The organism is Paracoccus albus (assembly GCF_027913035.1).
Lineage (GTDB): Bacteria > Pseudomonadota > Alphaproteobacteria > Rhodobacterales > Rhodobacteraceae > Paracoccus > Paracoccus albus.
Genome location: NZ_CP115775.1, coordinates 2,006,511 through 2,029,221 on the forward strand (window position 1 = coordinate 2,006,511; position 22,711 = coordinate 2,029,221).

A 22,711-nucleotide genomic window follows, 5' to 3' on the forward strand; every position below is an offset into this window, starting at 1 on the left:
CGACGCAACGCCTGGCCCTTCAGGCAGAAAGCTCTCCATTCAGGGCGCGGTTGATCAGCTCATGCGTTTCCGCAACGCCATAAAGCGCAATGAAACCGCCAAAGCGCGGACCCTGATCGGCCCCTAGCAGCACCTGATACAGCGCCTGGAACCAGTTCCGCAGAGGCTCAAATTCGTGTTCCTTGCCAACAGCAAAAACCATGCTTTGCAGCTCTTCAGGATCGGCGGGCGCATCCCATGCTGCCAACCGCGCAGCAAGATCCTCCAAGGCCGCACGCTCTTTCTGATCGGGTGCGCGGAAGGTGCGGTTGGGTGCGACGAAGTCCGCGAAATAGCGCACAGCATAACCTGCTGCTTCATCAAGCTGCGGATGCGTCTCAGGTGAAGCATCGGGCGCATAGCGACGGATAAAGCCCCACAGCCCTTCCTTATCCTTGGCCCCGGCGACCGAGGCAAGGTTCAGCAACATCGCGAACGGCACCACCATATCTGACGAAGGCACCTGCCCACGGTGGATATGATACACCGGGTTGGCAAGCTGCTGTTCGGGTGATTGATCGGGATAGGCCCGCAATTGCTGATGATATTCGTCCACAGCCTTCGGGATCACATCCCACCACAACCGTTTGGCCGTTTTGGGTTTCTGATACATGAAGTAGGACAGGCTTTCACTTGCCGCATAGGTAAGCCATTCGTCAATAGACAGCCCATTGCCCTTGGACTTGCTTATCTTCTGGCCCTGATCATCCAGGAACAGCTCATAAGTAAAATGTTCGGGCTTCTTGCCGCCCAACACCTCGCAAATGCCGTCATAGATCGGCGTGTTGGTGCTGTGATCCTTGCCATACATTTCGAAATCGACATCCAGTGCGGCCCAGCGTGCGCCGAAATCCGGCTTCCATTGCAGCTTCACCTGACCGCCCGTGACCGGCAGCGTCCATTCGCGCCCATCTTCGTCGTCGAAAGTAATCTCGCCCTTCGCGGCATCCACATTCTTGATCGGAACATACAGAACCCGCCCGGTCTCGGGATGGATCGGCAGGAAGCAGCTATAGGTCTGCTGGCGCTCCTCTCGCAGGGATGCCAGCATGATCTTCATGATGTCATCGTAACGCTCTGCCGCCATCAGCAGCGTCGCATCGAACGCGCCGGATTTGTAGAACTCGGTCGCCGACATGAAGTCATATTCGAAGCCGAACGTATCCAGAAAGCGCCGTAGCATGGCGTTGTTATGGCCACCGAAGCTGTCGAATTCGCCGAACGGATCGGGCACCGAAGTCAGCGGCTTTTGCAAATTCGCCTTCAGCAATTCCTGCTGCGGCACGTTTTCCGGGACCTTGCGCATCCCGTCCATATCGTCGGAAAAGCAGACCAGCTTGGTCGGAATATCGGAAATCACCTCGAACGCGCGGCGGATCATGGTCGTTCGCGCCACCTCTCCGAACGTGCCGATATGCGGCAAGCCAGAGGGGCCATAGCCGGTCTCAAACAGCACAAAACCCTTTTCGGGGTCCTTCTTTTCATAGCGTTTCAGCACCCGGCGCGCCTCTTCAAAGGGCCAGGCCTTGGAGGTCATTGCGGCATCGCGCAGGGTGGTCATCGTCGTCTCTCCTGATGGGGTCGATGGCGGCTTATTGAAACCTCCGGCAATCGTCAATATTTTCGCTTCAAACACAGGATGGAACCGTGACTCTCGAACTTTCTTCTTTCTCGCCCTGCGACGCACTGATCTCTGTCATGGTTGCGGTTTCCGTGTCCGATACCAACATCCGCACCTCGGAACTGGTCGCGATAGAGCGGATGGTGAACCACATGCCGGTCTTTGCGGATTATGACGCCGACCGCATCCGCGCCGTATCGCAAACGGTCATGTCCCTGTTCGAGGAAGAGGACGGGCTGGACGCCCTGTTCGGCCTGGTCCGCGACGCCCTGCCCGAACGGCTTTATGAAACCGCCTATGCCCTGGCCTGCGACGTCGCCGCCGCCGATGGCCGCCTGACCGATGATGAGGCCGAATTACTGCGCGAAATCCGGTATGAGCTTAATGTCAGCCGCCTGAATTCCGCCGCGATCGAGCTGTCGGCACAGCTTCGCCACCGCACGCTTCAGGAATAACGGCGAATCCAGCTATCGACCAGTTGCTGCTGCAGGTATTTGGCGCGGTGCGTCCATGTGATAACGCCGTCTGGCAGTTCCTGCCCCTCGGTCGCAGCGCGGCGGGTCATATCGCTGATGAAGGTCGCAAAAATCACATCGCCCCGTCCCGGCAGGGTCCCATAGCCAGCAAGATTAGACACGAAATTCAAAGTGCCGGTCTTTGCCTCCAGCCGCAGTTGCCCGTCCGCCGCCCGTCCACGCGCATCCTGCAGACCGACATGCTTCATCAGCCCGCGCAGATCATCGCGGCTGCCGAGTTCGGCGATCACCTGCGCCATACCCCGCGCAGTCACCCGCGTATGGGGCGACATGCCGGAATGATCGCGCAGGTCCAGCCCGGTGATGCCCTGCTCTTCCACCCACCGCTGCATCGCCTGCGCAGAACCGACAAGGTCCGCCGCCCCACTTGCATGCAGCCCCACGACTTCTGCTGTCAGGTTGGTCGAATATTCCATCATATCGCGCAGGATGTCCCGCAGCGGCGCGCTGTCGACAATAGCGACTTGCGCCGCTCTGTCCGGCGCTTCGTTTGTTACCTGCGGCGTAGGCAGGACAAGACCGCGCGCGCGGCAGAGGGTCTGAAAGACGTCCCCGGCGTAAAGCTCTGGCAAACGCACGGGAAGCCAACGGCTTCCAGCGCGGCGCAGACCGGCGCGGTTGACCGACCACACCTCTCGATCGCCGTCCTGCCGCCAGGAAAACAACGGCCCCTGCGCCCCGGCCGCCGCGCGGATAGAGTAAGCCGGCGGGCTGTTGCGGGCGGCACGCGCCTGAAGCGACATATCCGCCCCACCCGCTTTCCAGGAAAGATGCACGCGGTTGAAGTTCAGCATCATGCCAGAGACGGACGGGTTATAGGCCAGATAATCTGCCTGCTCGGGCGATATCTCGGCAATGGTGGGCAAGACACCACCATAGACCAAGAACCGAAGCGGCGCGTCGCCCGTCCATGCCTTCACGGTCGAATCTGCCAGATTGGCCAAGCGGTCGGTGTCCAGCGTCGGATCGCCCCCGCCAACCAGAACGAGGTCGCCGCCCAAGCGCATGACCCGCGTCTCAAACCGAGCCTCTGCCCCAAGCCGGTCAAGCGCAAACAAAGATGTCAGAACCTTGAGCGTGCTCGCCGGCGCGACAGGACGATCCGCGCCCCGCGCCTCCAACAATTGGCCGGAGAGGTCAAAAACCGCATAGTCGACCTCTGCATTCAGCGCAGCATCTGCTATCAATGCGCCGGGTCGCGGCGGGGGTTTGCGCGGCGGCGGCTCCGCCAGCCCATGAAAGGCTGGCACCTGCGCTGCCACGCTGCCCGCCAGCAATGCGCCTGCAGCGCCGCCAAGGAATGTGCGACGGTCCGGCCAATCTGTCAGGCTCATTCTTCGCTGCCGATCTGGATAAAGCGCGAGCGGTTTTCACGATTGTCGAAAAACGGCACAGATGCTGGTGCCAGCAAAGGGCCATCACCAGAAGCTGCGACAGTCGCTGCGCATTCGGCCAGCACCACCTCTGTTATGAACGGAAGTTCCAGTCTACGGGCCTCTGCCATTGGCACCCAGTGCAGATGCGACAGCTCGTCACAGGCGCGCGAAAAATCGTCGCTGTCACCATGCACCGTCGCTGCATCGGCAAGGAAAAACCGCGCATCAAAACGGCGCGGGCGTCCCGGCGGCGTGATCGCGCGAAAGACATAGCGCAAGCCACTGGCATCCGGCACCAGCCCGGCCTCTCTATAACCTGTCATGTCACTTTGTCCGGGCTTACCGATCAGCAAGCCGGTTTCCTCGGCCAGTTCGCGCAGGGCAGCGACGAGGATCTGCCGCGGCGTGACGTTGCTTTCGGATCGCCCCTCAGCCTGCAGCCGAGCGGTGATTGCAGTGTCAGGCTCTGCCGCCAGTGCGGTTCCGGCATCCTCGGGATCGACTGCACCGCCTGGAAAGACGAATTTCGACGGCATGAACGCCGCCTTTGCACCGCGCATCCCCATCAGCACTGATGGACCATCCACGCCGCGCCGCACCAGCACAACGGTCGCCGCGTCCCGCAACGCGGTCAAATCGCGCGCAGCACCAGCAGCCGTCAATGCATCGCCTCGTTCGTTTCCTGTCCGCCGAAACCGTGCATCCGTCGCGCCCATTGCGCGCCAACCATCGCACCTTTGATCAGCGGCAGAAAAATCAGGCACAGCACGACCGCACCCAGTGAAAACCCGATCAGCATTGAAATCGGCGAAGGCTGGTAGGTCAGGAAAACCCAAAGCAACAAGGGCGCACCCAGATGCGAGACAAGCAGGATCGTCAGATAGGCCGGGCCGTCATCCGCACGCTGATGGTGCAGCGCCTCGTTGCATTCCGGACACCGGTCGCGGATTTTCAGGTAGCCCTCAAACATCGCACCCTTGCCGCAGGCCGGGCATTTGCGCATCGCACCCCGGCGCATGGCAAGTCCCGTTGGCCGCTCTTCTGCGTCGATCGTATTCATCCGCGTCATGCCCTGCTCCGCCCAGATAGTGCAAGAACACATAGCTATTCCGACCGCATCAGGCCAGAGTAATCAGGGTTCAGGCTGTTATGCCGCACCGGTGACCTGTCGAAAATGCTGTTGCGAAGGGGCCGGGGCAACGCGCGCGCCCCAGCAGATTTCTCAGGCGGCATGCATCTGTTTGGACATCATGACCAGGTTGCGCCCAGCGGCCTTCGCAGCCAGCAGCGCCCCGTCTGCCTTTCGCAGGACCTTCTGCACAAGCTGTCCATCCGCGTGTGAGACCTGATCACTGACAGCAACGCCGACTGACACGGAAACCGACACCTGCGTCGGGCCGGTCAGCCCATCCGCCGGCACCGGCTGCGCCGAGACGCGATGTCGGATCCGCTCCGCCAGAGAAACCGCCTCCGCCTCATAGGCTGAGGGCAGCAGAACAAGAAATTCCTCTCCGCCGTAGCGCGCTACGAGCCCCATACCGGCAACTTCTTTCGACAGCGTCCGGGCCACGGCCGTCAGCACCGCATCGCCAGCCGCATGGCCGTGCTGATCATTGATGGTTTTGAAGCAGTCAATATCGATCATCAGGATTCCGAAACCGTGGTCCGAGGATTCCGCAGCCGCCAGTTCGGCAGTGATTTGGCGGCGGTTGATCAATCCGGTCAGCGGATCAAGTGCTGCCAGCCGGCGGGCCAGCCTTGCGTCAGAATGACGCCGCTCACCCTCCAACCCGCGTCGCAGCAGATTGCCCAGCCGCGCCGCCAGCTCTGCCCGGTGACGATCGGCGGACAGATCGGCGGGCAGCACCTCTGCCGCGCCGATTTCCAACGCGCGGGTTTCCTGATCACTCCCCGGATGGCGCTGCAGAAACGCAAGCGCCGTGCCGCGCCCCTCCGCCGCCAGACGCGCGCGCAGATCTGCCATGTTTTGCAAACCCTCGCCCGTCATTCCACCATCAACCAGAACCGCCGCAAGCGACATCGGCATCCGCTCTGTCAATGAGCTTTGCGTCAGCACCGCCAACCCTTGCCCGGTAGCGGCTTTTACTGCGCGCCGCCACTCGGAAGAAAGAGCCGCATCGCCGGTCAGCAATGCGATCTGATCGGGGGGCACGAACTCCGCAGCCGGCTCTGCGAAACCCCAGCCAAGGCCGCCTGCCGGTGCCAGCCAACAACGCAGCCGCGCACGCAAAACCGAATCATGGCACGCGCTGTCGAGGACATACTCCGCCCCGGCGCGAAACGCGTCCTGACGCTGCAGGGAATCGCAGATAGCAATCACCGGAACAGAAACCCGCCGTTTCAACGCCGCGATATCTGCCGCAAGCGCGGATGATGCAACATTGCGTACTAGAACAGCACTGACATCCGTCGCCAATGGCAGCGCCTCTGCCACGCTGGCGGCGGTCAAAACACGATGATTCGCCGCACCCAGCCGGGCCTTCAATGCGAAACGCGACGATACATCGCTGTCGATTACCATCATTCGTCCCAACATGACCGGCTTGCCTCGCAGTTCTTCCGCGGGCAATTTCGCATCAACTGGTTAAAAGAATCTTTCCGGACAGCACCCATGACGACATCTGAAACTCAGGCCCGCGACCTTGCCGAAAAGCTGCTGTTGCATGTCCTTCAAGAGCCCGAACTTCTGAGCAGCCTGATGGGCCGAAGCGGGATGACGCCCGATCAGCTTCGCGAAATCGTCAGCAATCCGGGTGTGCATGAATTCGTTATGGATTTTGTCACCGAATCCGACGATCGCGTCATGGATTGCGCGGATGCAATAGGCGTTGCCGCAAGCGAAATCGGCATGGCCGCGCGCCTCCTTGCGCGGCGGGATTGACGCTATCTTAAACTTCGCGTGCTAGCTGATCCCAAACGGAGGCAGCATGCACGGCTTCATCATCCGCGGTATCGAACTTTTCCTTCGCGCCCGACATGGCGACGGGGTCTGGGCAGATGTATCGGCCGAAGCCGGCATCGACAGGCGTGGCACCATGCTGCTGCGCACCTATTCCGGCGCGGTCGCCTATGCACTGATACAGACCGCCAGTCAGGTCCTGAAGCTGAACCGCGATGAGCTGCTGGAGGATATCGGGGGATGGATACCACGGCTGGACAGCGTGCGTCATGTGATGCGCTTCAGCGGTTCTTCTTTTGAAGATTTCGTGTTGTCACTCGACGACCTGCATGATCGCGGAAGGGTTGTGCTGCCCGGCCTCAACCTGCCGCGCATCGCCACACGCGTGACGGGTCCGCGCCAGTATCTGTTGCGTCTGGCGGCAGAGGATTCCGACTGGTATCCGGTGCTTGCCGGTTTTCTGCGCGGCATGGCCGACGACTACGGCGTGCTCGCCATCGTTGAGGAAGACGACGGCTGCCTCAGTGTCAGCATTGCAGATGATGAATTTGCTGAAGGCAACGATTTTTCCCTTGTACAGCAGTTTTGGGCGACGTGATGACGGCTGGAATGTCTATCGCGGTAGAGCGTGTGGCGATGCTTATGCCCATGCATCTTCTGGTCGGGCCGGAAGGCGAAATCCGTTCCTGCGGGCCGACACTGCGTAAGATGATCGGGCGCGCGCGGACCGTCGGGGCGATTTTCGAACTTCGTCGCGCCCCGCCAGAGGCCGACTTTATGGCCGCGCTCAACAGGGCCGCCTGCGAAGGTGTAAGGATCTTCCTTGGAATCAAGGAAAGCTCGCTGCCGCCTCTGCGTGGCGAGGTATCGCAACTGCCGAATGGCGAAGTGCTGGTCAATCTGGGCTTAGGCATCGGGGTGATAGAGGCGATTGCGAATTACGACCTGACCGATGCCGATTTCGCCGCCAACGAACTGGCGATTGAGATGCTGTATCTGCACAAGTCTAACCAGGCCATCAGGTCCGAGCTTGCGCGCCACAGCCTTAGCCTTGAAGAGGCACGCGAGGCGGCGGAGATTCAGGCCTTCACCGACCCGCTTACCAGCTTGCTGAACCGGCGTGGTTTCGATGTTGCCTTTGGCCGCGCAATCGCTGATCGTTCTGCCACCGGGGAACGCAGGCAGGAATTTGCGCTGCTGCAATTGGACCTAGACTGGTTCAAGGATGTGAACGACCGCTTCGGTCATGCTGCGGGCGATGCCGTTCTGTGCCGGATTGCCGATATCTTGCGCCGCGAGACGCGGGCCGAAGATGCCATTGCACGAGTCGGCGGGGATGAGTTTCTGATCCTGCTGCCGGGCATGGTTTCCGAAGCCCCGCTGTACCAGCTGGGCCGACGGCTGATAAATGCCACGCAGCAGCCGATTGACGTGAATGGCCATCAATGCCGCGTCTCGGCCAGTATCGGCGCGACTATGTCGGACCGGTACGGCACGATTTCGGCTGAGAACATTCTGGCCGACGCAGACATGGCGCTTTACGCCGCCAAAAGAAGCGGTCGCGGCTGTATCCGCCTGCACGGGGCGGACATGTCCGGCGCCATGCGCTGAGGCAGGCCCTTGCGCCGTCTGCCGCACCGACCTACAGCGGCATCATGAAACAAGGGTTTCCATTTGCGGTCGCCGGTCAGAAAGTCGGCTTGCTGGGCGGATCGTTCGACCCCGCGCATGACGGGCATGTGCTGCTGACCGAGCAGGCGCTGAAGCGTTTCGGCATCGACAAGGTCTGGTGGCTGGTCACGCCGGGCAATCCGCTGAAGGAACATCAGCCGGCCCCGCTGGAGGACCGGATCGCCTATGCGCGGCGGTTGATGGACGATCCGCGCGTCGAGGTGACGGGGATCGAGGCGGAACTGGGCACCCGCAAGACTGTGGATACCATCGCCGCGCTGCAAAAGCTTTATCCAACGCTCGATTTCGTCTGGCTCATGGGCTCGGACAACCTCGTGCAGTTCAGCCAGTGGGAGCGTTGGCGCGAGATCGCTGACCGGGTGCCAATCGGCGTGCTGAGCCGTCCGGGTTCACGTCTGGCGGCGCGGCTTTCGAAAGCGGCGCGGGTTATGGCATCTGCGCGTTTGCCAGCAAGGCGGGCTGGTCTGTTGGCTGCGTCAAAGCCCCCCGCATGGGTGATGGTCAATATGCCAATGTCGGATGTGTCATCCAGTGCCATCCGCGCGGCCCGGATCGTCGCGGGTGACGCGCCAAAGGGTGCGGGCACGAAAGGCGACGACTGAACGACTCCCGGCTTGCGCGGGCAGAATCGGCAATGTGCTTTTCGAGGTACTGAAGTAAGATATCTTCGTTAATGACGCCGTTGATCGTCGAGAAATAGCCCCTGCACCAAACGAGCAGCCCCAATAGCGTTTGCGGACATGCGGAAACTCCCGCTGCACCCGATAAGACGAACGGCGATCATATATTTTGCAAATAGTCCGAATGCCGTGATCTGATCGCGCTCAAAATCCTGCGCCCGTTCAATCCTTGGCGGGCTTATTCTCTTTTGGTTCTTCGAGCATCTTCTTCAATGCGCGCTTTAAGTTCTGTGGACAGTTAACTGATCCACAGGACGATTGCGGCGATGGTGATTACAGCGAGGTCTTTTTTGGAGGTCTTTTCGTCTCGTGTTGCGACCTTCGGAAATGTTTGAGCTTGGAAAAGCAGCGTTCCACGGGATGCCTGTGGGTGTAGAGATGACGTGCGCGTGGGTATTTTGATCGCCCGCGATGGGTTCCGCGATGGCGCCCTTGTCTGAGATGGCCTTGCACAGAGCGTCGCTGTCATAGGTTTGTCTGTCATGATAATTCCGGCGGACCAGACATACGGACAGTCCCTCGGTCTGGAGCACATCTACACGAAATCCCCGGGCGCCGGGACCATGCTGTTCTGCATCGGCCATGCGCTGATGGGGAACCGCGACGAACTGATGGTGCAGGGCAATCTGACCCAGACCAATGGCAATGCCGAACGACGCGCCGTGCGGGACATCATCCAACGCCATTCCTGCGGACCGCCCCGGCGCGGGGGCTACGACCTGTCGATCAGGCTCTGCAAACGGATCAAAGAGGCGTTCGGCTGGTCCAATACCATCGAGGGGTGGCTCGACAGTCCATTGCAGCGTCGAAAGGGCGCGCTCCCGTTTCGCGCTGACAATTCTCCCCAACAACCTCACCCGGCCGCCGAGACTACTGGTTGCGGGACGATGAAAAACCTTGCGGGCTACACACACCGGCAGCACCAAAGACAGCGAGACCGGACAGAAAAGCCGAGATCAAAGAAAATCTTTCCCGCTCGGAGACTATTTCAGTAGCACGTCAGAATAGAGCATTAATCGAATCCGAGCCTCTGTTACGAAATGGCCCAAGCAGTCTGAAAACCGCTGTTGAGCTTAGCCGTAGGGGCGAAGTGCGGTGCCGTTCTGCCTGTGAAAACTGTGACTGATCGAATGTCCATCGGCGGTCGAAGCAATCAGATCAGGAAATCGCCTTGTGATCTCTTGATCAACAGCCTTGCTGCCATGATGCCGTAGAAGGTGGTGTGTGAAGCCCTTGACGATATTCTCCTGATGCTCCGGCTTGCGGAATTGTCGTGCCCATGCGCGAAAAAGATAGCGCGAAAGATGCCGGCCATCGTCGGGAGACATGCTAGAAAAGCTGGACTCTGTCTCTGGATTCAATTGCCTTGCTTTCAGAGGCACTAGGAAAAGCCCGAAGATCAGTTGATTGACCGGAACGATATTGTTCAGATCCATTACGGTCTGCCTAACCGCCGAACGGTCCTCGCCAGCTTGCAGCGCGATAATTTTAAGAACAAGCAGATGGATATGGGTTCGCGAGGAAGGCTCTGTCATTTTGATGGCCTGGTCATAGATGGCCACAGCTGCCTCAAGCTGCCCCCTGCTTGCTTCGATCTGACCTCTCAGAGCGAAAACTTCGTCAAATGCGACACTTTGCCTGAACGCCTCTTCGGTAATCCTTCCGGCAAGCGCAAGATAGCCGCGATCGATAAAACGAAGGAGCCTGGCAATCGACAAAAGGAGCCGGGGATTATCATGTGCATCGGGCAATGCCCGCAGAACATGGTCCTCTATTTCCGTCTCAAGCGCGATCCATTTGTCATCGGTTATGGGCGCTCCGTGAACGCTGCGGATCAGCGTTTCATACTTGTTGAGCGCCTGCATGACCGAAACTTCTGCGCCTACAGGCAGTATCGATTTTTCGGATTGAATCCGTGCCGCAGACCCGTACCATTCAGTCTTTTCATCAGACGACATGATCACCGCAGCCTCTGGCCCGCCGTCGGCGAGTGTCGTGTCACGCCAAACCGAACAGACAACCTGACAAGAAATATCTTCGATGAGCTGTAGCTCTTCGCCTTGACGTACGATGCGGCGAAAGCTCTGGATCACTCGTCTCGTTGATCCTTCGCGCAAAGTCATTGCCAGATGTACTTGCCCGCCCTCCTCATGCACTTTCACGTCGAGGATGAAGCCAAGTTTATCGAGACCGTGGGGATCGGGCTCCCACCCCGGCGAGGAAACAACCTTCTTATGACCACCGAGAGCTGAAGAAATTGCCGCTGCTAGCTGATCGGGAAAATCCCCGACGGCTTCGGTATGAGCGTTGTCTCCATAAACCGGACCGATTAACAGGAACGCAGAAACCGGCTCTGGTTTGACCGGATTCGCTACCCAGGAATAACCGACGCCGTAACGTGTCGCGATAAAACGGGAATCCCTTGCGCTGTCACCAAGCCTTTTGCGCAAACGGTTGACCAGATAGTCGATATTCCGCTCGGACAGGACACCGCCGCTACCGTTAAGGCACTTAAGCAGCTCTTCTCGCGTTATAAGTGTGTTAGGTTCCCTGATGAACCGAAGAAGAAGTGCATGCTCTTGCTTTGACAATCGGATTGACGTGCCATCATCGCGCTTCGCGATGAGCATATCAGGCTGAAAGTTGAGATCGTTATAACAAGTCAAATCACGTACCAGAGTTGATTTATTTTACTAATTTCCTGTCTCAGACTCAACCAAAAATTAACGGCTAAATGTTAGGAGATCTGTTCTGACCGAAACGGCACTGCCGCAGGGGTGATCCTGCGGCAGAAATTTGCTTTACTGCTGATCGCGGCAGTATTGAGCGACCTGTTCGTCGTTGAACGGCGTCCCTCTCGCCTTGCGGGCGACAAGTTGTCCGCTCTCGTTGCGCGAGCACGTGACATAATCCGCAAGAGATTTTGCAGGTTTCTGTTGGACAAAGCTCATTGAAGCCACTTGTATGTTCTGATCTCGACAATACTGGGCAACTTCATCGTCACTGAACGGTCCATTGCCTCGCTTGCGTGCTACCAGTTGGCCACTGTCATTGCGCGAACATGTCACATAGTCTGCAATTGAAGCCAATGCCGCTGGTGCCGGTGCCGCAAACGCTGGGGCTGGCGCCGAGGCAATAGCGTCCAGCTCCCTTTGTACACGTTCTGCTTCACGCCGCTCTGCCTGAGAGCAGATGCTGCTGGACGGGATGCTGCCTACCTGGCGAAGGGCAACACATGCAGCTTGATCCCTGGTCGCGATCATCATCAGCGCTGCCTGTCCCTGCCCCATCTGCGCAAGAAGGCAAGCCTCGTCGACCTGTGAGACACCGGCGGATGCGCCGCCACCAATTATGGATATCCCGATACTTCCACTCAGACCGCATGGATGGCCAGAGCCCATCGATGGCGCCTGAACGGCCGGCGCTGTTCGGACCTCGTAAGACCCGCTATATCTATGCTGGTTACTGGTCTGGGTCACGGCTCGTCCCCTCTGGTCCAGATAGACCTGAGCATTTGAACTGCCGCTTGACGAGCGGGCATTCGACGTGCCGCCCGAAGCCTGAGAGCTTGAACCGCCGCTATAGCTCGAAGAGCTTGAAGGTCCGCTTGAAGATGAGGAATACGACTGCGCCGTACTTTTCACCTTTGCGGAACTCGACGAGTTGGAATTCGAGCCACTGACTGCTGTCTGCGCTTGTGCAGGCAGCGAGGATACGGTCAAGACTGCCAGGATTGACGCTGTTGCGACGAGCGCCGATACACTACTTCTGATATAAGTACACATATTACTACAACTCCCCCCCGAACGAAGAGGTGGTAAAGAAGGCCGGAGCCGGTACGTTCGGACACCCACCCCGGCCAACTTAAGCCCAGCTACGCAGGCCTAAGTCTGACACCGTTGATTACGGAAACTTGAAGCCGAAACCGCCAAAGGCACCAGCGTTGCTTCCGTTGGTGCCGCCATAGGTGCCACTTGCAGACGATGCGCCGAAGCCCAACGAGCCACCGGTAGACTCATTTTTGACTCCGCCATTTACTGTGGTACCCGAGGCCGAGCCGGAGATTGCACCACCAAAACCAAGGCCGGTATAACCGACTGCTGAACCGGTCGAGCCCATAGCCATTTCAGTGGTGTTCGTTGCACTTGCCACGCCGTTCAAGACTGTTCCGGCCGAGGTTTGACCGCTGAACGCAGCGCCGCTTTCAGAGCCGGACCAAGAACCGGTTCCAAAAACAGCCTGAGCCGAAGCGGCACCGACCGTCAGAAAAACTGCAGTGGCAGCAATGATAAACTTCTGCATTTGACCCCACATTCTCCAAGTAAGTCGCTGATTTCGCTGTCGTAATCGTGATATTTCGCATATAAATCATGGCGTTGACGGCTGCGAGGGGCGCGTTTCATGGATCACCTGGAGGGTGCGGGCTTGGCGCGGGGAGATCGGGTTGATTTCGACCGCCGTGTGCGTCTGGAGTTCCGTGGTGCGCAGATCAGTTCAGACGGTGGCCTGCTGGTGATGCGCGAGCTTGATGACGTGCTCGGCCTGTCCAATCTGGCGTCGGAGGCGCTGCGAGACAGCCGCACCGGGAAGAACACGCTCCATCGGCTTGACGGATTGTTCCGGCAATCGGTGTTCGGACGACTGGCCGGATACGAGGATGTGAACGATGCCGACCGCTTGGCCCTCGATCCCGTGATGCGTCAGGTCGTTGGCGGCAGGGCCGTCGAGGCGCAAGCTGCTTCGGCATCGCAGATGGGACGGTTCGAGACCGAGACGCTGGCTCTGGCCGCGAACCGGGCGGCGCTGGCCGATCTGAACGGCCAATGGATCGACCGGTTTCATGACCGCAACGGGTTGAAATACATCGTGCTGGACATGGACAGCTCGGTCAGCCCCACCCACGGCGATCAGGAAGGTACTGCCTGGAACGGGCATTTCGACTGCACCTGCTATCACCCCATCTTCTTGTTCAACCAGTTTGGCATGCTGGAGCGCTGCGCCCTGCGTAACGGCAATGTCCACAGCGCCGATGGCTGGCGGGATGTCCTTGATCCCGTCATTGCCCGATATGCTGGCCGCGACCTTGGTGGACGCTTCTTCCGGGCCGACGCTGCCTACGCGATCCCCGCGATCTATATGCGGCTGGAAGAAGCCAGGTTCTTCTACGCCATCCGTCTGCCCGCCAACGCCGTCTTGCGCGAGAAGATCGCGCATCGGCTGACACGGCCCGTGGGACGGCCTTCGCTGACCAAGGTCAAACGGTTCTTCGAGGACTTCGAGTATCAGGCGGCGTCCTGGGACAAGCCGCGCCGCGTCATCGCCAAGATCGAATGGCATCCGGGCGAGCTGTTCCCCAAAGTCGGCTTCATCGTCACCAACCTGCCGATGGAGCCAGACTGGGTGGTGAGGTTCTACAACCAGCGCGGCACCGCAGAGCAGCACATCAAGGAAGGCAAATATGCCTTTCGCTGGACGCGGCTGTCATGCCGGAAGTTCCGGCACAACGAGGTGCGGCTGCAACTGCACGCGCTGGCCTACAACCTGGCAACCTTCCTGCGCTGCATCGAACTGCCCGAGGCCATGGCGGACTGGTCGTTGACCAGCCTGCAACTCAAGCTGATCAAGATCGGCGCCCGCGTCGTCCGCCACGCCCGCGCCATTACCTTCCAGTTGGCCGAGGTCGCCGTCACCGGCCCGATGGTGCGGGCCGTCCTTGCCGCCATCCGCCGTCTTCGAACGCCTCCGTCAATGCGCCCGACCACGATCCATGCCCAAGCTGAACGAAAGCGGCAGGACAGGTCCGTCTGCCGCGCGGAAAAGCGGCTCTGCCGGGCCAGAATGCTGCGGGTTCGAGGCTTGATCCACCCGACTTCGGCCGTTTGCGCGACGACAGACACCGCTCGGGGCGAAAAACGCTTGCCCAGCGAGCAAAATCAGGCGATCTTGAAGTCAAGCGGCAGGCCACTTGGGGAATGTCGGTTGACTAACTCCTCACTAAGGATCGGCACAGCGCCGTTCCATAAAATACGATTAGCAATATCTCGCTTATTATTCAATGTTTAAGCAAAAACTCGCCAATATACAAATTTTCCTTATATATCAGTATATTAAAATATATATTTATTAAATAATTCAAAAACTTATTGCTAGGTAAGCCTGCCTGACTTTTTTAAAAATTTTATCCAAAATATTGCGTCAATCTGACATTTATCTTTGGATAATTCTACCCCACGTTGCATGAGTTTAACAGCATCAACTGACGTTAAATACTCTTACTGCGTCTACAACAGACTCGTTAGGCGAAATCTGGCAACACAAACCAAAATCAAGAAGACAAAAATGTCTTTAATTTATTTTTCGCAAACCTTTCCTCAAATCAACAAGATATTCAGTCAAAAATCAAAAAATCAATTAATTTGCACTTTAATTAGCGAACGCAGGGACAACGGACATCTATCCTCACTAAAAACAAATAATTCAAATGAGAATCGCTTAGAGGCGTGATTCGCCCCTCGACACAATTGCTCACGCAAAAGCGTGTCTCGATTGCCGAACCAGGCACGGCTCATTTGATCGCCTGATCGTTAGACGGGAGCCACACATGTGGCATCACCGTAGCCGTTGCTAGGAAACTGAAGAAATATGTTGAAGGATGGTTCAGGAAATGGCGGACCCGGAGCGATTCGAACGCCCGACCCCCAGATTCGTAGTCTGGTGCTCTATCCAGCTGAGCTACGGGTCCGCTGTAGGGCGCTGTCCTAATTGTAGCCCAAGGGGAGCGCAAGGGCAAAATTACTCCGTCGAGAGATTTTCTATCAGTGCACCGCGTGGAAGCGTAATGAAGAACTCGGTTCCCGTTTCGTCGGTGCGCGTCAGCTCCAGTTTACCGCCATGGCCACGGATGAGATCGGCAGCGATGGCAAGGCCAAGACCCGTGCCACCCTTGCGCGTACCGCCGGTAAATGGCTGGAACAGGTAGTCGCGCGCCTTCTGTGGCAGTCCTGGTCCGGTGTCGCCCACGCGAATGCGCCAGTCCTGATCGTCTTCCGAGGCAGCAATCTCTATCGTGCCGCTTTCACCCGTCGTCTCGATGGCCTGGCGTGCGTTGCGGATAAGGTTCGACATGACGCGATGAAGCTGATCGCGGTCCGCGCGGATCACAAGGTTGGGGCTGACATCGACCACGAAATCGACGGACCCGGCCCCTGTGGTGGCTTCGGACAGCAGGGTCTCTGCCTCTGTAATCTCATCAACCAGGTCACGAAGCGCAAAGCGTGAAAGCGTCGGCGCGGGTTCCTCTGCCTTCCCAAAGGCCAGCGTCGTCTCACACAGGTTCACCGCGCGTGAAATAGAGTTTACCAGCTTTGGCGCGGCCTTCCGGACAGCCGGATCGGCGCTGTCCTCCAGCCGGTCGGCAAAAATCTGGCTCGTGGTCAGGATATTGCGCAGATCGTGGCTGATCTTGGCCACGGCCTGTCCTAACCCGGCAAGCCGCTCTTTCTGTTTGAGCGATTGAGTCACCGTCGTCTGCATGGATGCGAGGGCGGTTTCCGCCTCTCGCACCTCGGTTATGCGCGCATCGGGCGTAATGATAAGTCGAGGATCGTCGGGCGCATCGGCGTAATTGGCCATATGAGAAATCACGCGACGGATTGGTTTCAGGATCAGGCGTTGCGCGGCAAGGTTCAGCAGTGCCGCCGTCAGGGCAATAAGGACGGCAGAGAAGATCAGGACCTGAAGCCCGAACTCCTCCATCGCGGCCAGAAGCGGGCCGGTGGAGAGTGTGATCTCGATCAATTGGCCCGCGTGATTGACGGGCGCGCCGATCACGCGGATCACCTCATCTTCGCGGTTGAAAAATTGTCCGACGGCATCGGCTGCCGCGGACAGGCCGGAATCACTGCGCAGGTCAAAGGTGTTCACAATCGGCCCCGGCAGAGGCGATGACAGCACCAGTTGCCGCACATCGTCACGACGCAAGACCACGTTATAGACACCGGCATTGGCCAGTAGCTCCGATTCAAGTTCGGCTGCAATATTCTCGTTCTCGTCAGTCGCCAGCAGAGACAGAGACGCGATCTGCGCCTTCTCAAGCCGCGTCTGAAGATAATCCAGACGGAAGTTTGAAACGGCGGGGATCAGCACAAAAATCTCGGCCAACGCCACAAAAAGCAGCGTCAGCGCGGCAAACCGGCCTGAGAGCGTGTCGATCGACATTCCTGACAGATCTCTTTACGAGCGATCCGTTACCACCCAAACGCAACACCTAGTGCCAGGCAGGGGCAAATACAAATCATTGTGCTGCCGGCCGCATCGTTCGCGGGTTTTTGTCGCAATTTGGGTGATTGCGTCGTTGACTCAGGCGCGGGCTTGCCCTATTGCGCGGGCTTCGAATTAACCGACGCGGTCGCGTGGGACGGGTTTTTCTGACCCATCACCCAGACCTTCCGCGCCCGCAAAGTGGAGAAACGAAGATGTCGAAGCGCACGTTCCAGCCGTCTAACCTGGTCCGCACCCGTCGCCACGGCTTCCGCGCCCGCATGGCGACCAAGGCAGGCCGTCAGGTTCTGAACCGTCGTCGCGCCAAGGGCCGCAAGCGCCTGTCGGCCTGATCCGGCGAAAGCATACCGGCGTGTCTATGCACGCCAGTCAGGACAATACGATGCCGCCGCATCCCTCCCCCGAAGCTGACGAAACGCAGCTGGGGATTGATGCGGCGGCTTTCGCTGTGCCGAGAAGCGACATATCCGTTTTGCGCCAGCGTTCGGACTTTCTGAAGGCTGCGCAGGCACGCCGCGCGGGAACCAAGGGCTTTCTGCTACAGGCGCGCCGCCGGAACCCGGTCGAGCCGGCGCAGACCGCTGTCCGGATTGGCTTCACCTGTTCAAAAAAGGTCGGCAACGCGGTGACGCGCAACCGGGCCAAAAGGCGGCTGCGGGCTTTGTGCAGGGCGGTAATGCCAGGCGTGGCGCGGCCCGGCTGGGATTATGTCTTGGTGGGCAGGCCGGGCGAAACCGTCTCGCGCCAGTTCAGCGACCTGAAGGACGATCTGATCGGTGCGTTGCGCCGCGTTCATGCCGAGAAGCCGGGAAAATGAGCCCGCTTGCCCATATCGCAGCGCTGCCCGTCCGGGTCTATCGCCTGCTGCTTAGCCCCTGGGTCGGACATGGTTGCCGTTTTCAGCCAACATGTTCGGTCTATGCACTGGAAGCTTTGGAAAAGCATGGCGCGATCCGGGGAAGCTGGCTTGCGCTTCGCCGCATCCTGCGCTGTCATCCGTGGGGCGGTGATGGATACGATCCTGTGCCACCGGTAAGCCATCAACGTGACAGCGAGCCACGGAAGCGAGATGCAAATGAATGAGATCACCAACTTCGATCAAAAAGAGGCAGACGAAGCTGCCGAGATTCACGCGCTGTTCGCTGGGGCTCCAGCCACGACCTCTTTCAAGAAGCTGCGCAAGCGTCTGGTCCGTGACACGCGCGCTGCAATCGAAGATTTCGGGATGGTGCGACCGGGTGATCGCTGGCTCGTTTGCCTGTCTGGCGGCAAGGACAGCTATACTCTGCTGGCGATCCTGCACGAGCTGAAATGGCGCGGCCTGCTGCCCGTCGATTTGCTGGCCTGCAATCTGGATCAGGGCCAGCCGGGTTTTCCTGCGACGGTCCTGCCGAAATTCCTGACAGAGCGCGAGGTCGAACATCGCATCGAATATCAGGACACTTATTCAATCGTCACTGATAAAATAGCACCGGGCGGTACGATGTGCAGCCTGTGTTCGCGCCTGCGCCGCGGCAACCTGTACCGTATCGCGCGTGAAGAAGGGTGTTCCGCCGTTGTGCTTGGCCACCATCGCGACGACATGCTGGAAACATTCTTCATGAACCTGTTCCATGGCGGGCGGCTGGCGACCATGCCGCCAAAACTGCTCAATGAAGAAGGCGACCTGCTGGTACTGCGGCCCCTTGCCTATGTGGCCGAAGCCGACTGCGAAAAATTCGCCCGTGATATGAACTATCCTATCATTCCCTGCGATCTGTGCGGCTCACAGGAAGGGCTGCAAAGGGCGCAGGTCAAGAAGCTGCTGGATGAGTGGGAGAGCCGCAGTCCGGGCCGCAGGCAGGTTATGTTCCGCGCATTGATGAATACACGCCCGTCGCATCTGCTTGATCCGAAGCTGTTTGATTTCATGAACCTCTGGCCGGACGAGGCGAAAAGCAATTCGCCGGACATCCCCGACCTTCGCGAACATTAACCGCTGGCGGCTCGGTCTCGCACCAGGGTCACAGCGAATCGACCGCAAGCCATCACACGCTCGGGTCGATCCAGAGCGCCGATGCAGCGGCAGGTCCGCGAGCGGCAGGATGGTCGCCAAATACCGCCGGATCGCCCGCGCTGCCTGCGTTATCTTGTGAATCGCCTTGACCTTTGCCCGCCCCTTCTGTTGAACCCTGCACTGACAACAAGGGGCGATTATCCGAATGGACGACAACAACCGCAATCTTATCCTTGCCATGGTACTGTCCATGGCCGTGGTGCTGGTCTGGTTTGGATTCTTTGCGCCCGAGCCTCCGCCCCCTGCCGCGGATACAGAGGTCAGTCAGTCACAAACCGACGCTGGTGGTCTTGCGACGCCGGCCCCGGATGCCGCCACGCCAGCGGGCGCCGAGGTCGCAGCCAGCGGTTCGGGTGATCCGTCGGCCTCCGCCGGTCGTGTGACGGTGAAAAGTCCGTCGCTTGAAGGCTCTATTTCACTTGCTGGTGGTCGCATAGACGACCTGCAGCTAACCGATTATCGCGAGACGCTGGACGACAATTCGCCTTTTGTCCGGCTGTTGACCCCAACAGACTCTTCGCATCTGACCACGGTCGCAGAGGGAACGCCGGTCGCCCCCGGCGGCGATCCCGAAGTCACCCTGCAAAAGCCCTATTACGCAGTTTATGGGTGGAGCCCGGCCGCCGGGACCGATCCCGCGGCGGTTCCGAATGCCGTGACGATCTGGGAGGTCGAATCCGGCGGTGATCTGGGACCCGACAGCCCGGTCACGCTGCGTTGGGATAACGGGCAAGGTCAGATCTTCCGTCGCACCTTCGCCCTTGACGACAAATATCTGTTCACGGTCACGCAGAGCGTCGAAAACACGGCCGATACGCCTTTTGCCGCCGCGCCCTATGGGATCATCGCGCGGCACGGCCAGCCTGACACACAGAATTTCTTTGTGCTGCATGAAGGTGCAATCGGCATGACCGATGGCGAGCTGCATGAAACGAAGTACAAGAATATCGTCGATCTGGACCCGGTCGCGCGCGAAGGCCGTGCGGAAATCACCGAGGTGGCCGAGAACGGCTGGATCGGCTTTACCGACAAATACTGGATGACGACGCTTGCGCCCGCGCCGGGCCAACCCTTCACCGCAGTCGTGAAATACGCCGAAGGGGCCGATATATATCAGGCTGAAACGCGTTTCCCGACGGTAACGGTCGCAGCGGGCCAGACGGCGTCGAGCGAATCCTATCTGTTCGCCGGTGCCAAGGAATGGGAAACCATTCGCAACTACGAGGAATCGCCGGGCATTCAACGCTTCGTTGATTCCATCGACTGGGGCTGGTTCTACTTCCTCACGAAACCGATCTTCCGCCTGCTTCACTGGCTGAACGCGCATATCGGGAACATGGGCTGGTCGATCATTGCACTGACCTTCATCCTGAAGGCCATCGTCTTCCCACTGGCGCGCAAATCCTATGTCTCCATGGCGAAGATGCGAGAGTTGCAGCCCCAGATGGAAGCGCTGAAAGAGCGTGTGGGCGACGACCGCACCAAGATGCAGCAGGAAATGATGGCGCTGTATAAGCGGGAAAAGGTCAATCCGGCGGCAGGCTGTCTGCCGATTCTGATCCAGATCCCGATCTTCTTCAGCCTTTACAAGGTGATCTTTGTCACGCTGGAACTGCGCCAGGCCCCGTGGATCGGCTGGATCCGCGATCTGTCGGCGCCTGATCCGTCCTCGATCCTGAACCTGTTCGGCCTGCTGCCCTATGCAGCACCGGCGCGTGACAGTCTGGTCGGGATTATCTCGCTGTCGATCATGGCAATCATTCTGGGCATTTCCATGTGGCTTCAGCAGAAGCTGAACCCGGCACCCACCGACCCGACGCAAAAGATGATCTTTGCCTGGATGCCCTGGGTGTTCATGTTCATGCTGGGCGGGTTCGCATCGGGGCTGGTTCTGTACTGGATCACCAACAACGTGATCACCATAGGCCAGCAATACGCCATCATGTCGATGCACGGCCATCCGCCAAACCTGTTTGGCAACATCCGTGAAAGCGTGCGGCCCGGAAAGAAAAAGCCTTGAAGCGCCTGGCCCAGATCTGGCGGTATCCTGTCAAATCGATCGGGCGAGAGCGTATTGCCCGCGCCTCGGTCGAAAAGGGCGGGAAGATACCGTTTGATCGGCATTGGGCGGTGCTGCACGAAGACTCGGCCAAGCGGCTGAACGGCGATAGCGACGCGTTGGAAGAATGGCTGCCCAAGGCGGCCTTTCTGCGTGGGGCCGCAAGCCCTGCACTTCAGGCCATCGAAGGCGGGCTTGAAAGCGGCAAGCTGAAGCTCCGCCATCCCGATCAGGGTGAAATCATCGTTGATCCATCGGATGAGGATGACGCTGCTTCCCTGATTGTATGGCTGGCCCCGCTGTGGCCGGATGACAAGCCGCCGCCTTTGAAGCTGGTGCGCGGGGCCGAACCGCTGACCGATACCCGCAAGCCCTATATCTCGATCAACTCCCTGGACAGCCTGTCGGCACTGGAGGCAGAAGTCGGTCAGCGCCTTGGCGTTGAACGATGGCGCGGCAATCTGTGGATCGAGGGCGCTGAACCCTTCGCTGAGGCCGATTGGATCGACCGCGAGTTCACGGTTGGGGGCCTGCGGATGATAGGCCGTCAGATGATTGGCAGGTGTTCGGCCACGGCGGCGGACACTGAAACCGGGCAGCCCGACCGCGATATGATCCGTGCGCTGACCGAGGTGACCGGTCAAAGCGACTTCGGCATCTATGCAGAGGTTCTGTCGGGCGGAGATATTGCCGAAATGGACGAGTTGATCCTCTCGCCATCGCCGGAGGACAGCGAATGAAGGTCGCCTTTCCCGTTGCGCCCGAACCCGAGGCAGAAGCCGCAGAAGCCGCGCGACAGCTTTTCGCCGGCCCCGTGGATTTCGTGAAAGGCGTCGTTGCGATGGACGGCCTGCCGCCAGCAGACCGGCCCGAAGTCTGTTTTGCGGGACGTTCCAATGTTGGAAAATCAAGCCTGATCAACGCGCTGACTGGTCGCAAGGGGATCGCGCGTGCATCCAACACGCCCGGCCGTACGCAGGAAATCAACTATTTCGCTTTGGGTCAGCACGGCTATCTGGTCGACCTGCCGGGCTATGGTTTCGCGAAGGCGCCGGTTGCCGTGGTGCAGAAGTGGCAGGCGCTGCTCAAAAACTATTTGGCAGGCCGCCCTACCCTGCGCCGCGCCTTTTGCCTGATTGATTCTCGACATGGCGTCAAACCTGTAGATCACGAAATCATGACCCTGCTCGACCGCTCGGCTGTGCCTTTTCAGGTGGTTCTGACAAAGGCCGACAAGCTGGGACCGAATGCCGTCAAGCCGGTGATCGAACAAGTCGAGGCAGAGCTGCAAAAGCACTCCGCAGCATTTCCGGAACTGGTTCTTACCTCATCGGAGAAGGGTCAGGGAATCGCCACCTTGCGCACGATCATTGCCGGACTCGACTAACGTCGTTCGGCTCGGGCTCTGGACCTTGCCCCTACCGCGCCGTAACCTTCGCCGACCCGTACGGA

Annotated in this window: 22 protein-coding genes, 1 tRNA gene and 2 pseudogenes; 14 read left to right on the top strand and 11 right to left on the bottom strand. The window is 59.1% G+C overall.

Going from position 1 to position 22,711, the window contains the following annotated elements; translation table 11 throughout:
• Positions 1–19: 19 nt before the first annotated feature.
• Positions 20–1,600, bottom strand: coding sequence for a lysine--tRNA ligase (locus tag PAF20_RS10000; RefSeq protein ID WP_271070517.1), 1,581 nt, complete (start codon positions 1,598–1,600; stop codon positions 20–22).
• An 86-nt stretch (positions 1,601–1,686) separates the two neighbouring features.
• Between PAF20_RS10000 and PAF20_RS10005 the strand changes: the two genes are divergently transcribed.
• A complete protein-coding gene (locus PAF20_RS10005) occupies positions 1,687–2,115 on the top strand; it encodes a tellurite resistance TerB family protein (RefSeq protein WP_271070518.1) in 429 nt (142 codons plus the stop codon).
• Here the strand turns inward: PAF20_RS10005 and dacB are convergent.
• The 4 genes from dacB to PAF20_RS10025 all read right to left on the bottom strand — a co-directional run bounded on the left by dacB (position 2,106) and on the right by PAF20_RS10025 (position 6,129).
• Complete coding sequence (dacB, locus tag PAF20_RS10010; protein WP_271070519.1) at positions 2,106–3,530, bottom strand: D-alanyl-D-alanine carboxypeptidase/D-alanyl-D-alanine endopeptidase; 1,425 nt, start codon at positions 3,528–3,530, stop codon at positions 2,106–2,108. The two genes, PAF20_RS10005 and dacB, sit on opposite strands and share 10 nt — an antisense overlap.
• Positions 3,527–4,234 (bottom strand): NUDIX hydrolase, encoded by a 708-nt coding sequence (locus PAF20_RS10015; RefSeq protein ID WP_271070520.1) that lies wholly within the window; start codon positions 4,232–4,234, stop codon positions 3,527–3,529. The genes dacB and PAF20_RS10015 overlap by 4 nt, the downstream gene beginning before the upstream one ends.
• Positions 4,231–4,641 carry a DUF983 domain-containing protein gene (locus PAF20_RS10020; protein WP_271070521.1) on the bottom strand — a complete coding sequence of 137 codons (411 nt, stop codon included), beginning with the start codon at positions 4,639–4,641 and terminating at the stop codon, positions 4,231–4,233. Before PAF20_RS10020 ends, PAF20_RS10015 begins: the two co-directional genes overlap by 4 nt.
• A 153-nt stretch (positions 4,642–4,794) precedes the next feature.
• Positions 4,795–6,129: a GGDEF domain-containing protein gene (locus PAF20_RS10025; protein WP_271070522.1), complete on the bottom strand. Its 1,335-nt coding sequence runs from the start codon at positions 6,127–6,129 to the stop codon at positions 4,795–4,797.
• A 75-nt stretch (positions 6,130–6,204) separates the two neighbouring features.
• On the opposite strand from PAF20_RS10025, the gene PAF20_RS10030 reads away from it, so the two are divergent.
• From PAF20_RS10030 to PAF20_RS10045, 4 genes are read left to right on the top strand one after another with little or no spacing between them, the layout of a single operon-like run.
• Positions 6,205–6,474 carry a DUF3572 family protein gene (locus PAF20_RS10030; protein WP_271070523.1) on the top strand — a complete coding sequence of 90 codons (270 nt, stop codon included), beginning with the start codon at positions 6,205–6,207 and terminating at the stop codon, positions 6,472–6,474.
• 46 nt (positions 6,475–6,520) lie between these two features.
• On the top strand, positions 6,521–7,090 hold the full coding sequence (locus PAF20_RS10035) for a heme NO-binding domain-containing protein (protein ID WP_271070524.1): 570 nt from the start codon (positions 6,521–6,523) through the stop codon (positions 7,088–7,090).
• The gene (locus PAF20_RS10040; RefSeq protein ID WP_271070525.1) at positions 7,090–8,103 is read left to right on the top strand and encodes a GGDEF domain-containing protein; all 1,014 of its coding nucleotides are present in this window, start codon (positions 7,090–7,092) and stop codon (positions 8,101–8,103) included. Before PAF20_RS10035 ends, PAF20_RS10040 begins: the two co-directional genes overlap by 1 nt.
• Positions 8,104–8,147: 44 nt before the next feature.
• The gene (locus PAF20_RS10045; protein WP_271070526.1) at positions 8,148–8,786 is read left to right on the top strand and encodes a nicotinate-nucleotide adenylyltransferase; all 639 of its coding nucleotides are present in this window, start codon (positions 8,148–8,150) and stop codon (positions 8,784–8,786) included.
• Positions 8,787–8,793: 7 nt separating this feature from the next.
• Here the strand turns inward: PAF20_RS10045 and PAF20_RS18950 are convergent.
• Positions 8,794–8,960, bottom strand: a pseudogene (locus tag PAF20_RS18950) (transposase); the annotation flags it as partial.
• 467 nt (positions 8,961–9,427) lie between these two features.
• On the opposite strand from PAF20_RS18950, the gene PAF20_RS10055 reads away from it, so the two are divergent.
• Positions 9,428–9,859: a hypothetical protein gene (locus tag PAF20_RS10055; protein WP_271073357.1), complete on the top strand. Its 432-nt coding sequence runs from the start codon at positions 9,428–9,430 to the stop codon at positions 9,857–9,859.
• Positions 9,860–9,937: 78 nt separating this feature from the next.
• Here the strand turns inward: PAF20_RS10055 and PAF20_RS10060 are convergent, their stop codons facing one another.
• The 3 genes from PAF20_RS10060 to PAF20_RS10070 form a co-directional block, all read right to left on the bottom strand.
• On the bottom strand, positions 9,938–11,494 hold the full coding sequence (locus PAF20_RS10060; protein ID WP_271070527.1) for a winged helix-turn-helix domain-containing protein: 1,557 nt from the start codon (positions 11,492–11,494) through the stop codon (positions 9,938–9,940).
• A 171-nt stretch (positions 11,495–11,665) separates the two neighbouring features.
• Complete coding sequence (locus PAF20_RS10065) at positions 11,666–12,130, bottom strand: hypothetical protein (RefSeq protein ID WP_271070528.1); 465 nt, start codon at positions 12,128–12,130, stop codon at positions 11,666–11,668.
• Between the two features lie 637 nt (positions 12,131–12,767).
• Positions 12,768–13,166 (bottom strand): hypothetical protein, encoded by a 399-nt coding sequence (locus PAF20_RS10070; protein WP_271070529.1) that lies wholly within the window; start codon positions 13,164–13,166, stop codon positions 12,768–12,770.
• Between the two features lie 99 nt (positions 13,167–13,265).
• Here PAF20_RS10070 and PAF20_RS10075 point away from each other — a divergent pair.
• Positions 13,266–14,609, top strand: a pseudogene (locus PAF20_RS10075) (IS1380-like element ISPme1 family transposase); the annotation flags it as partial.
• Positions 14,610–15,529: 920 nt separating this feature from the next.
• Here PAF20_RS10075 and PAF20_RS10080 read toward each other — a convergent pair.
• Together PAF20_RS10080 and PAF20_RS10085 are read right to left on the bottom strand one after the other, a co-directional pair.
• Positions 15,530–15,606 (bottom strand) — tRNA-Arg (locus PAF20_RS10080).
• A gap of 50 nt (positions 15,607–15,656) precedes the next feature.
• On the bottom strand, positions 15,657–17,081 hold the full coding sequence (locus PAF20_RS10085; protein ID WP_271070530.1) for a sensor histidine kinase: 1,425 nt from the start codon (positions 17,079–17,081) through the stop codon (positions 15,657–15,659).
• A 257-nt stretch (positions 17,082–17,338) separates the two neighbouring features.
• On the opposite strand from PAF20_RS10085, the gene rpmH reads away from it, so the two are divergent.
• From rpmH to yihA, 7 genes are all read left to right on the top strand, one after another.
• Positions 17,339–17,476, top strand: a complete 138-nt coding sequence (gene rpmH / locus PAF20_RS10090; RefSeq protein WP_147097266.1) for a 50S ribosomal protein L34 — start codon at positions 17,339–17,341, stop codon at positions 17,474–17,476.
• A gap of 26 nt (positions 17,477–17,502) precedes the next feature.
• Entirely contained in the window at positions 17,503–17,961 is a 459-nt protein-coding gene (gene rnpA / locus PAF20_RS10095) for a ribonuclease P protein component (RefSeq protein WP_271070531.1), read from the top strand.
• Complete coding sequence (gene yidD, locus PAF20_RS10100; RefSeq protein WP_271070532.1) at positions 17,958–18,227, top strand: membrane protein insertion efficiency factor YidD; 270 nt, start codon at positions 17,958–17,960, stop codon at positions 18,225–18,227. The genes rnpA and yidD overlap by 4 nt, the downstream gene beginning before the upstream one ends.
• Positions 18,220–19,119 (top strand): tRNA 2-thiocytidine(32) synthetase TtcA, encoded by a 900-nt coding sequence (ttcA, locus tag PAF20_RS10105; RefSeq protein WP_271070533.1) that lies wholly within the window; start codon positions 18,220–18,222, stop codon positions 19,117–19,119. The genes yidD and ttcA overlap by 8 nt, the downstream gene beginning before the upstream one ends.
• A gap of 226 nt (positions 19,120–19,345) precedes the next feature.
• Entirely contained in the window at positions 19,346–21,220 is a 1,875-nt protein-coding gene (gene yidC, locus PAF20_RS10110) for a membrane protein insertase YidC (RefSeq protein WP_271070534.1), read from the top strand.
• Positions 21,217–21,999 (top strand): MOSC domain-containing protein, encoded by a 783-nt coding sequence (locus PAF20_RS10115; RefSeq protein WP_271070535.1) that lies wholly within the window; start codon positions 21,217–21,219, stop codon positions 21,997–21,999. The genes yidC and PAF20_RS10115 overlap by 4 nt, the downstream gene beginning before the upstream one ends.
• Entirely contained in the window at positions 21,996–22,646 is a 651-nt protein-coding gene (gene yihA, locus PAF20_RS10120) for a ribosome biogenesis GTP-binding protein YihA/YsxC (protein ID WP_271070536.1), read from the top strand. Before PAF20_RS10115 ends, yihA begins: the two co-directional genes overlap by 4 nt.
• Positions 22,647–22,711 lie beyond the last annotated feature (65 nt).

Coding starts and splice junctions, on each gene's coding strand:
- PAF20_RS10000 (WP_271070517.1), bottom strand. CDS start 1,600: ATGACCACCCTGCGCGATGCCGCAATGACCTCCAAGGCCTGGCCCTTT.
- dacB (WP_271070519.1), bottom strand. CDS start 3,530: ATGAGCCTGACAGATTGGCCGGACCGTCGCACATTCCTTGGCGGCGCT.
- PAF20_RS10020 (WP_271070521.1), bottom strand. CDS start 4,641: ATGACGCGGATGAATACGATCGACGCAGAAGAGCGGCCAACGGGACTT.
- PAF20_RS10025 (WP_271070522.1), bottom strand. CDS start 6,129: ATGTTGGGACGAATGATGGTAATCGACAGCGATGTATCGTCGCGTTTC.
- PAF20_RS10030 (WP_271070523.1), top strand. CDS start 6,205: ATGACGACATCTGAAACTCAGGCCCGCGACCTTGCCGAAAAGCTGCTG.
- PAF20_RS10035 (WP_271070524.1), top strand. CDS start 6,521: ATGCACGGCTTCATCATCCGCGGTATCGAACTTTTCCTTCGCGCCCGA.
- PAF20_RS10040 (WP_271070525.1), top strand. CDS start 7,090: ATGACGGCTGGAATGTCTATCGCGGTAGAGCGTGTGGCGATGCTTATG.
- PAF20_RS10045 (WP_271070526.1), top strand. CDS start 8,148: ATGAAACAAGGGTTTCCATTTGCGGTCGCCGGTCAGAAAGTCGGCTTG.
- PAF20_RS10055 (WP_271073357.1), top strand. CDS start 9,428: ATGCTGTTCTGCATCGGCCATGCGCTGATGGGGAACCGCGACGAACTG.
- PAF20_RS10060 (WP_271070527.1), bottom strand. CDS start 11,494: ATGCTCATCGCGAAGCGCGATGATGGCACGTCAATCCGATTGTCAAAG.
- PAF20_RS10065 (WP_271070528.1), bottom strand. CDS start 12,130: ATGATGATCGCGACCAGGGATCAAGCTGCATGTGTTGCCCTTCGCCAG.
- PAF20_RS10070 (WP_271070529.1), bottom strand. CDS start 13,166: ATGCAGAAGTTTATCATTGCTGCCACTGCAGTTTTTCTGACGGTCGGT.
- PAF20_RS10085 (WP_271070530.1), bottom strand. CDS start 17,081: ATGTCGATCGACACGCTCTCAGGCCGGTTTGCCGCGCTGACGCTGCTT.
- rpmH (WP_147097266.1), top strand. CDS start 17,339: ATGTCGAAGCGCACGTTCCAGCCGTCTAACCTGGTCCGCACCCGTCGC.
- rnpA (WP_271070531.1), top strand. CDS start 17,503: ATGCACGCCAGTCAGGACAATACGATGCCGCCGCATCCCTCCCCCGAA.
- yidD (WP_271070532.1), top strand. CDS start 17,958: ATGAGCCCGCTTGCCCATATCGCAGCGCTGCCCGTCCGGGTCTATCGC.
- ttcA (WP_271070533.1), top strand. CDS start 18,220: ATGAATGAGATCACCAACTTCGATCAAAAAGAGGCAGACGAAGCTGCC.
- yidC (WP_271070534.1), top strand. CDS start 19,346: ATGGACGACAACAACCGCAATCTTATCCTTGCCATGGTACTGTCCATG.
- yihA (WP_271070536.1), top strand. CDS start 21,996: ATGAAGGTCGCCTTTCCCGTTGCGCCCGAACCCGAGGCAGAAGCCGCA.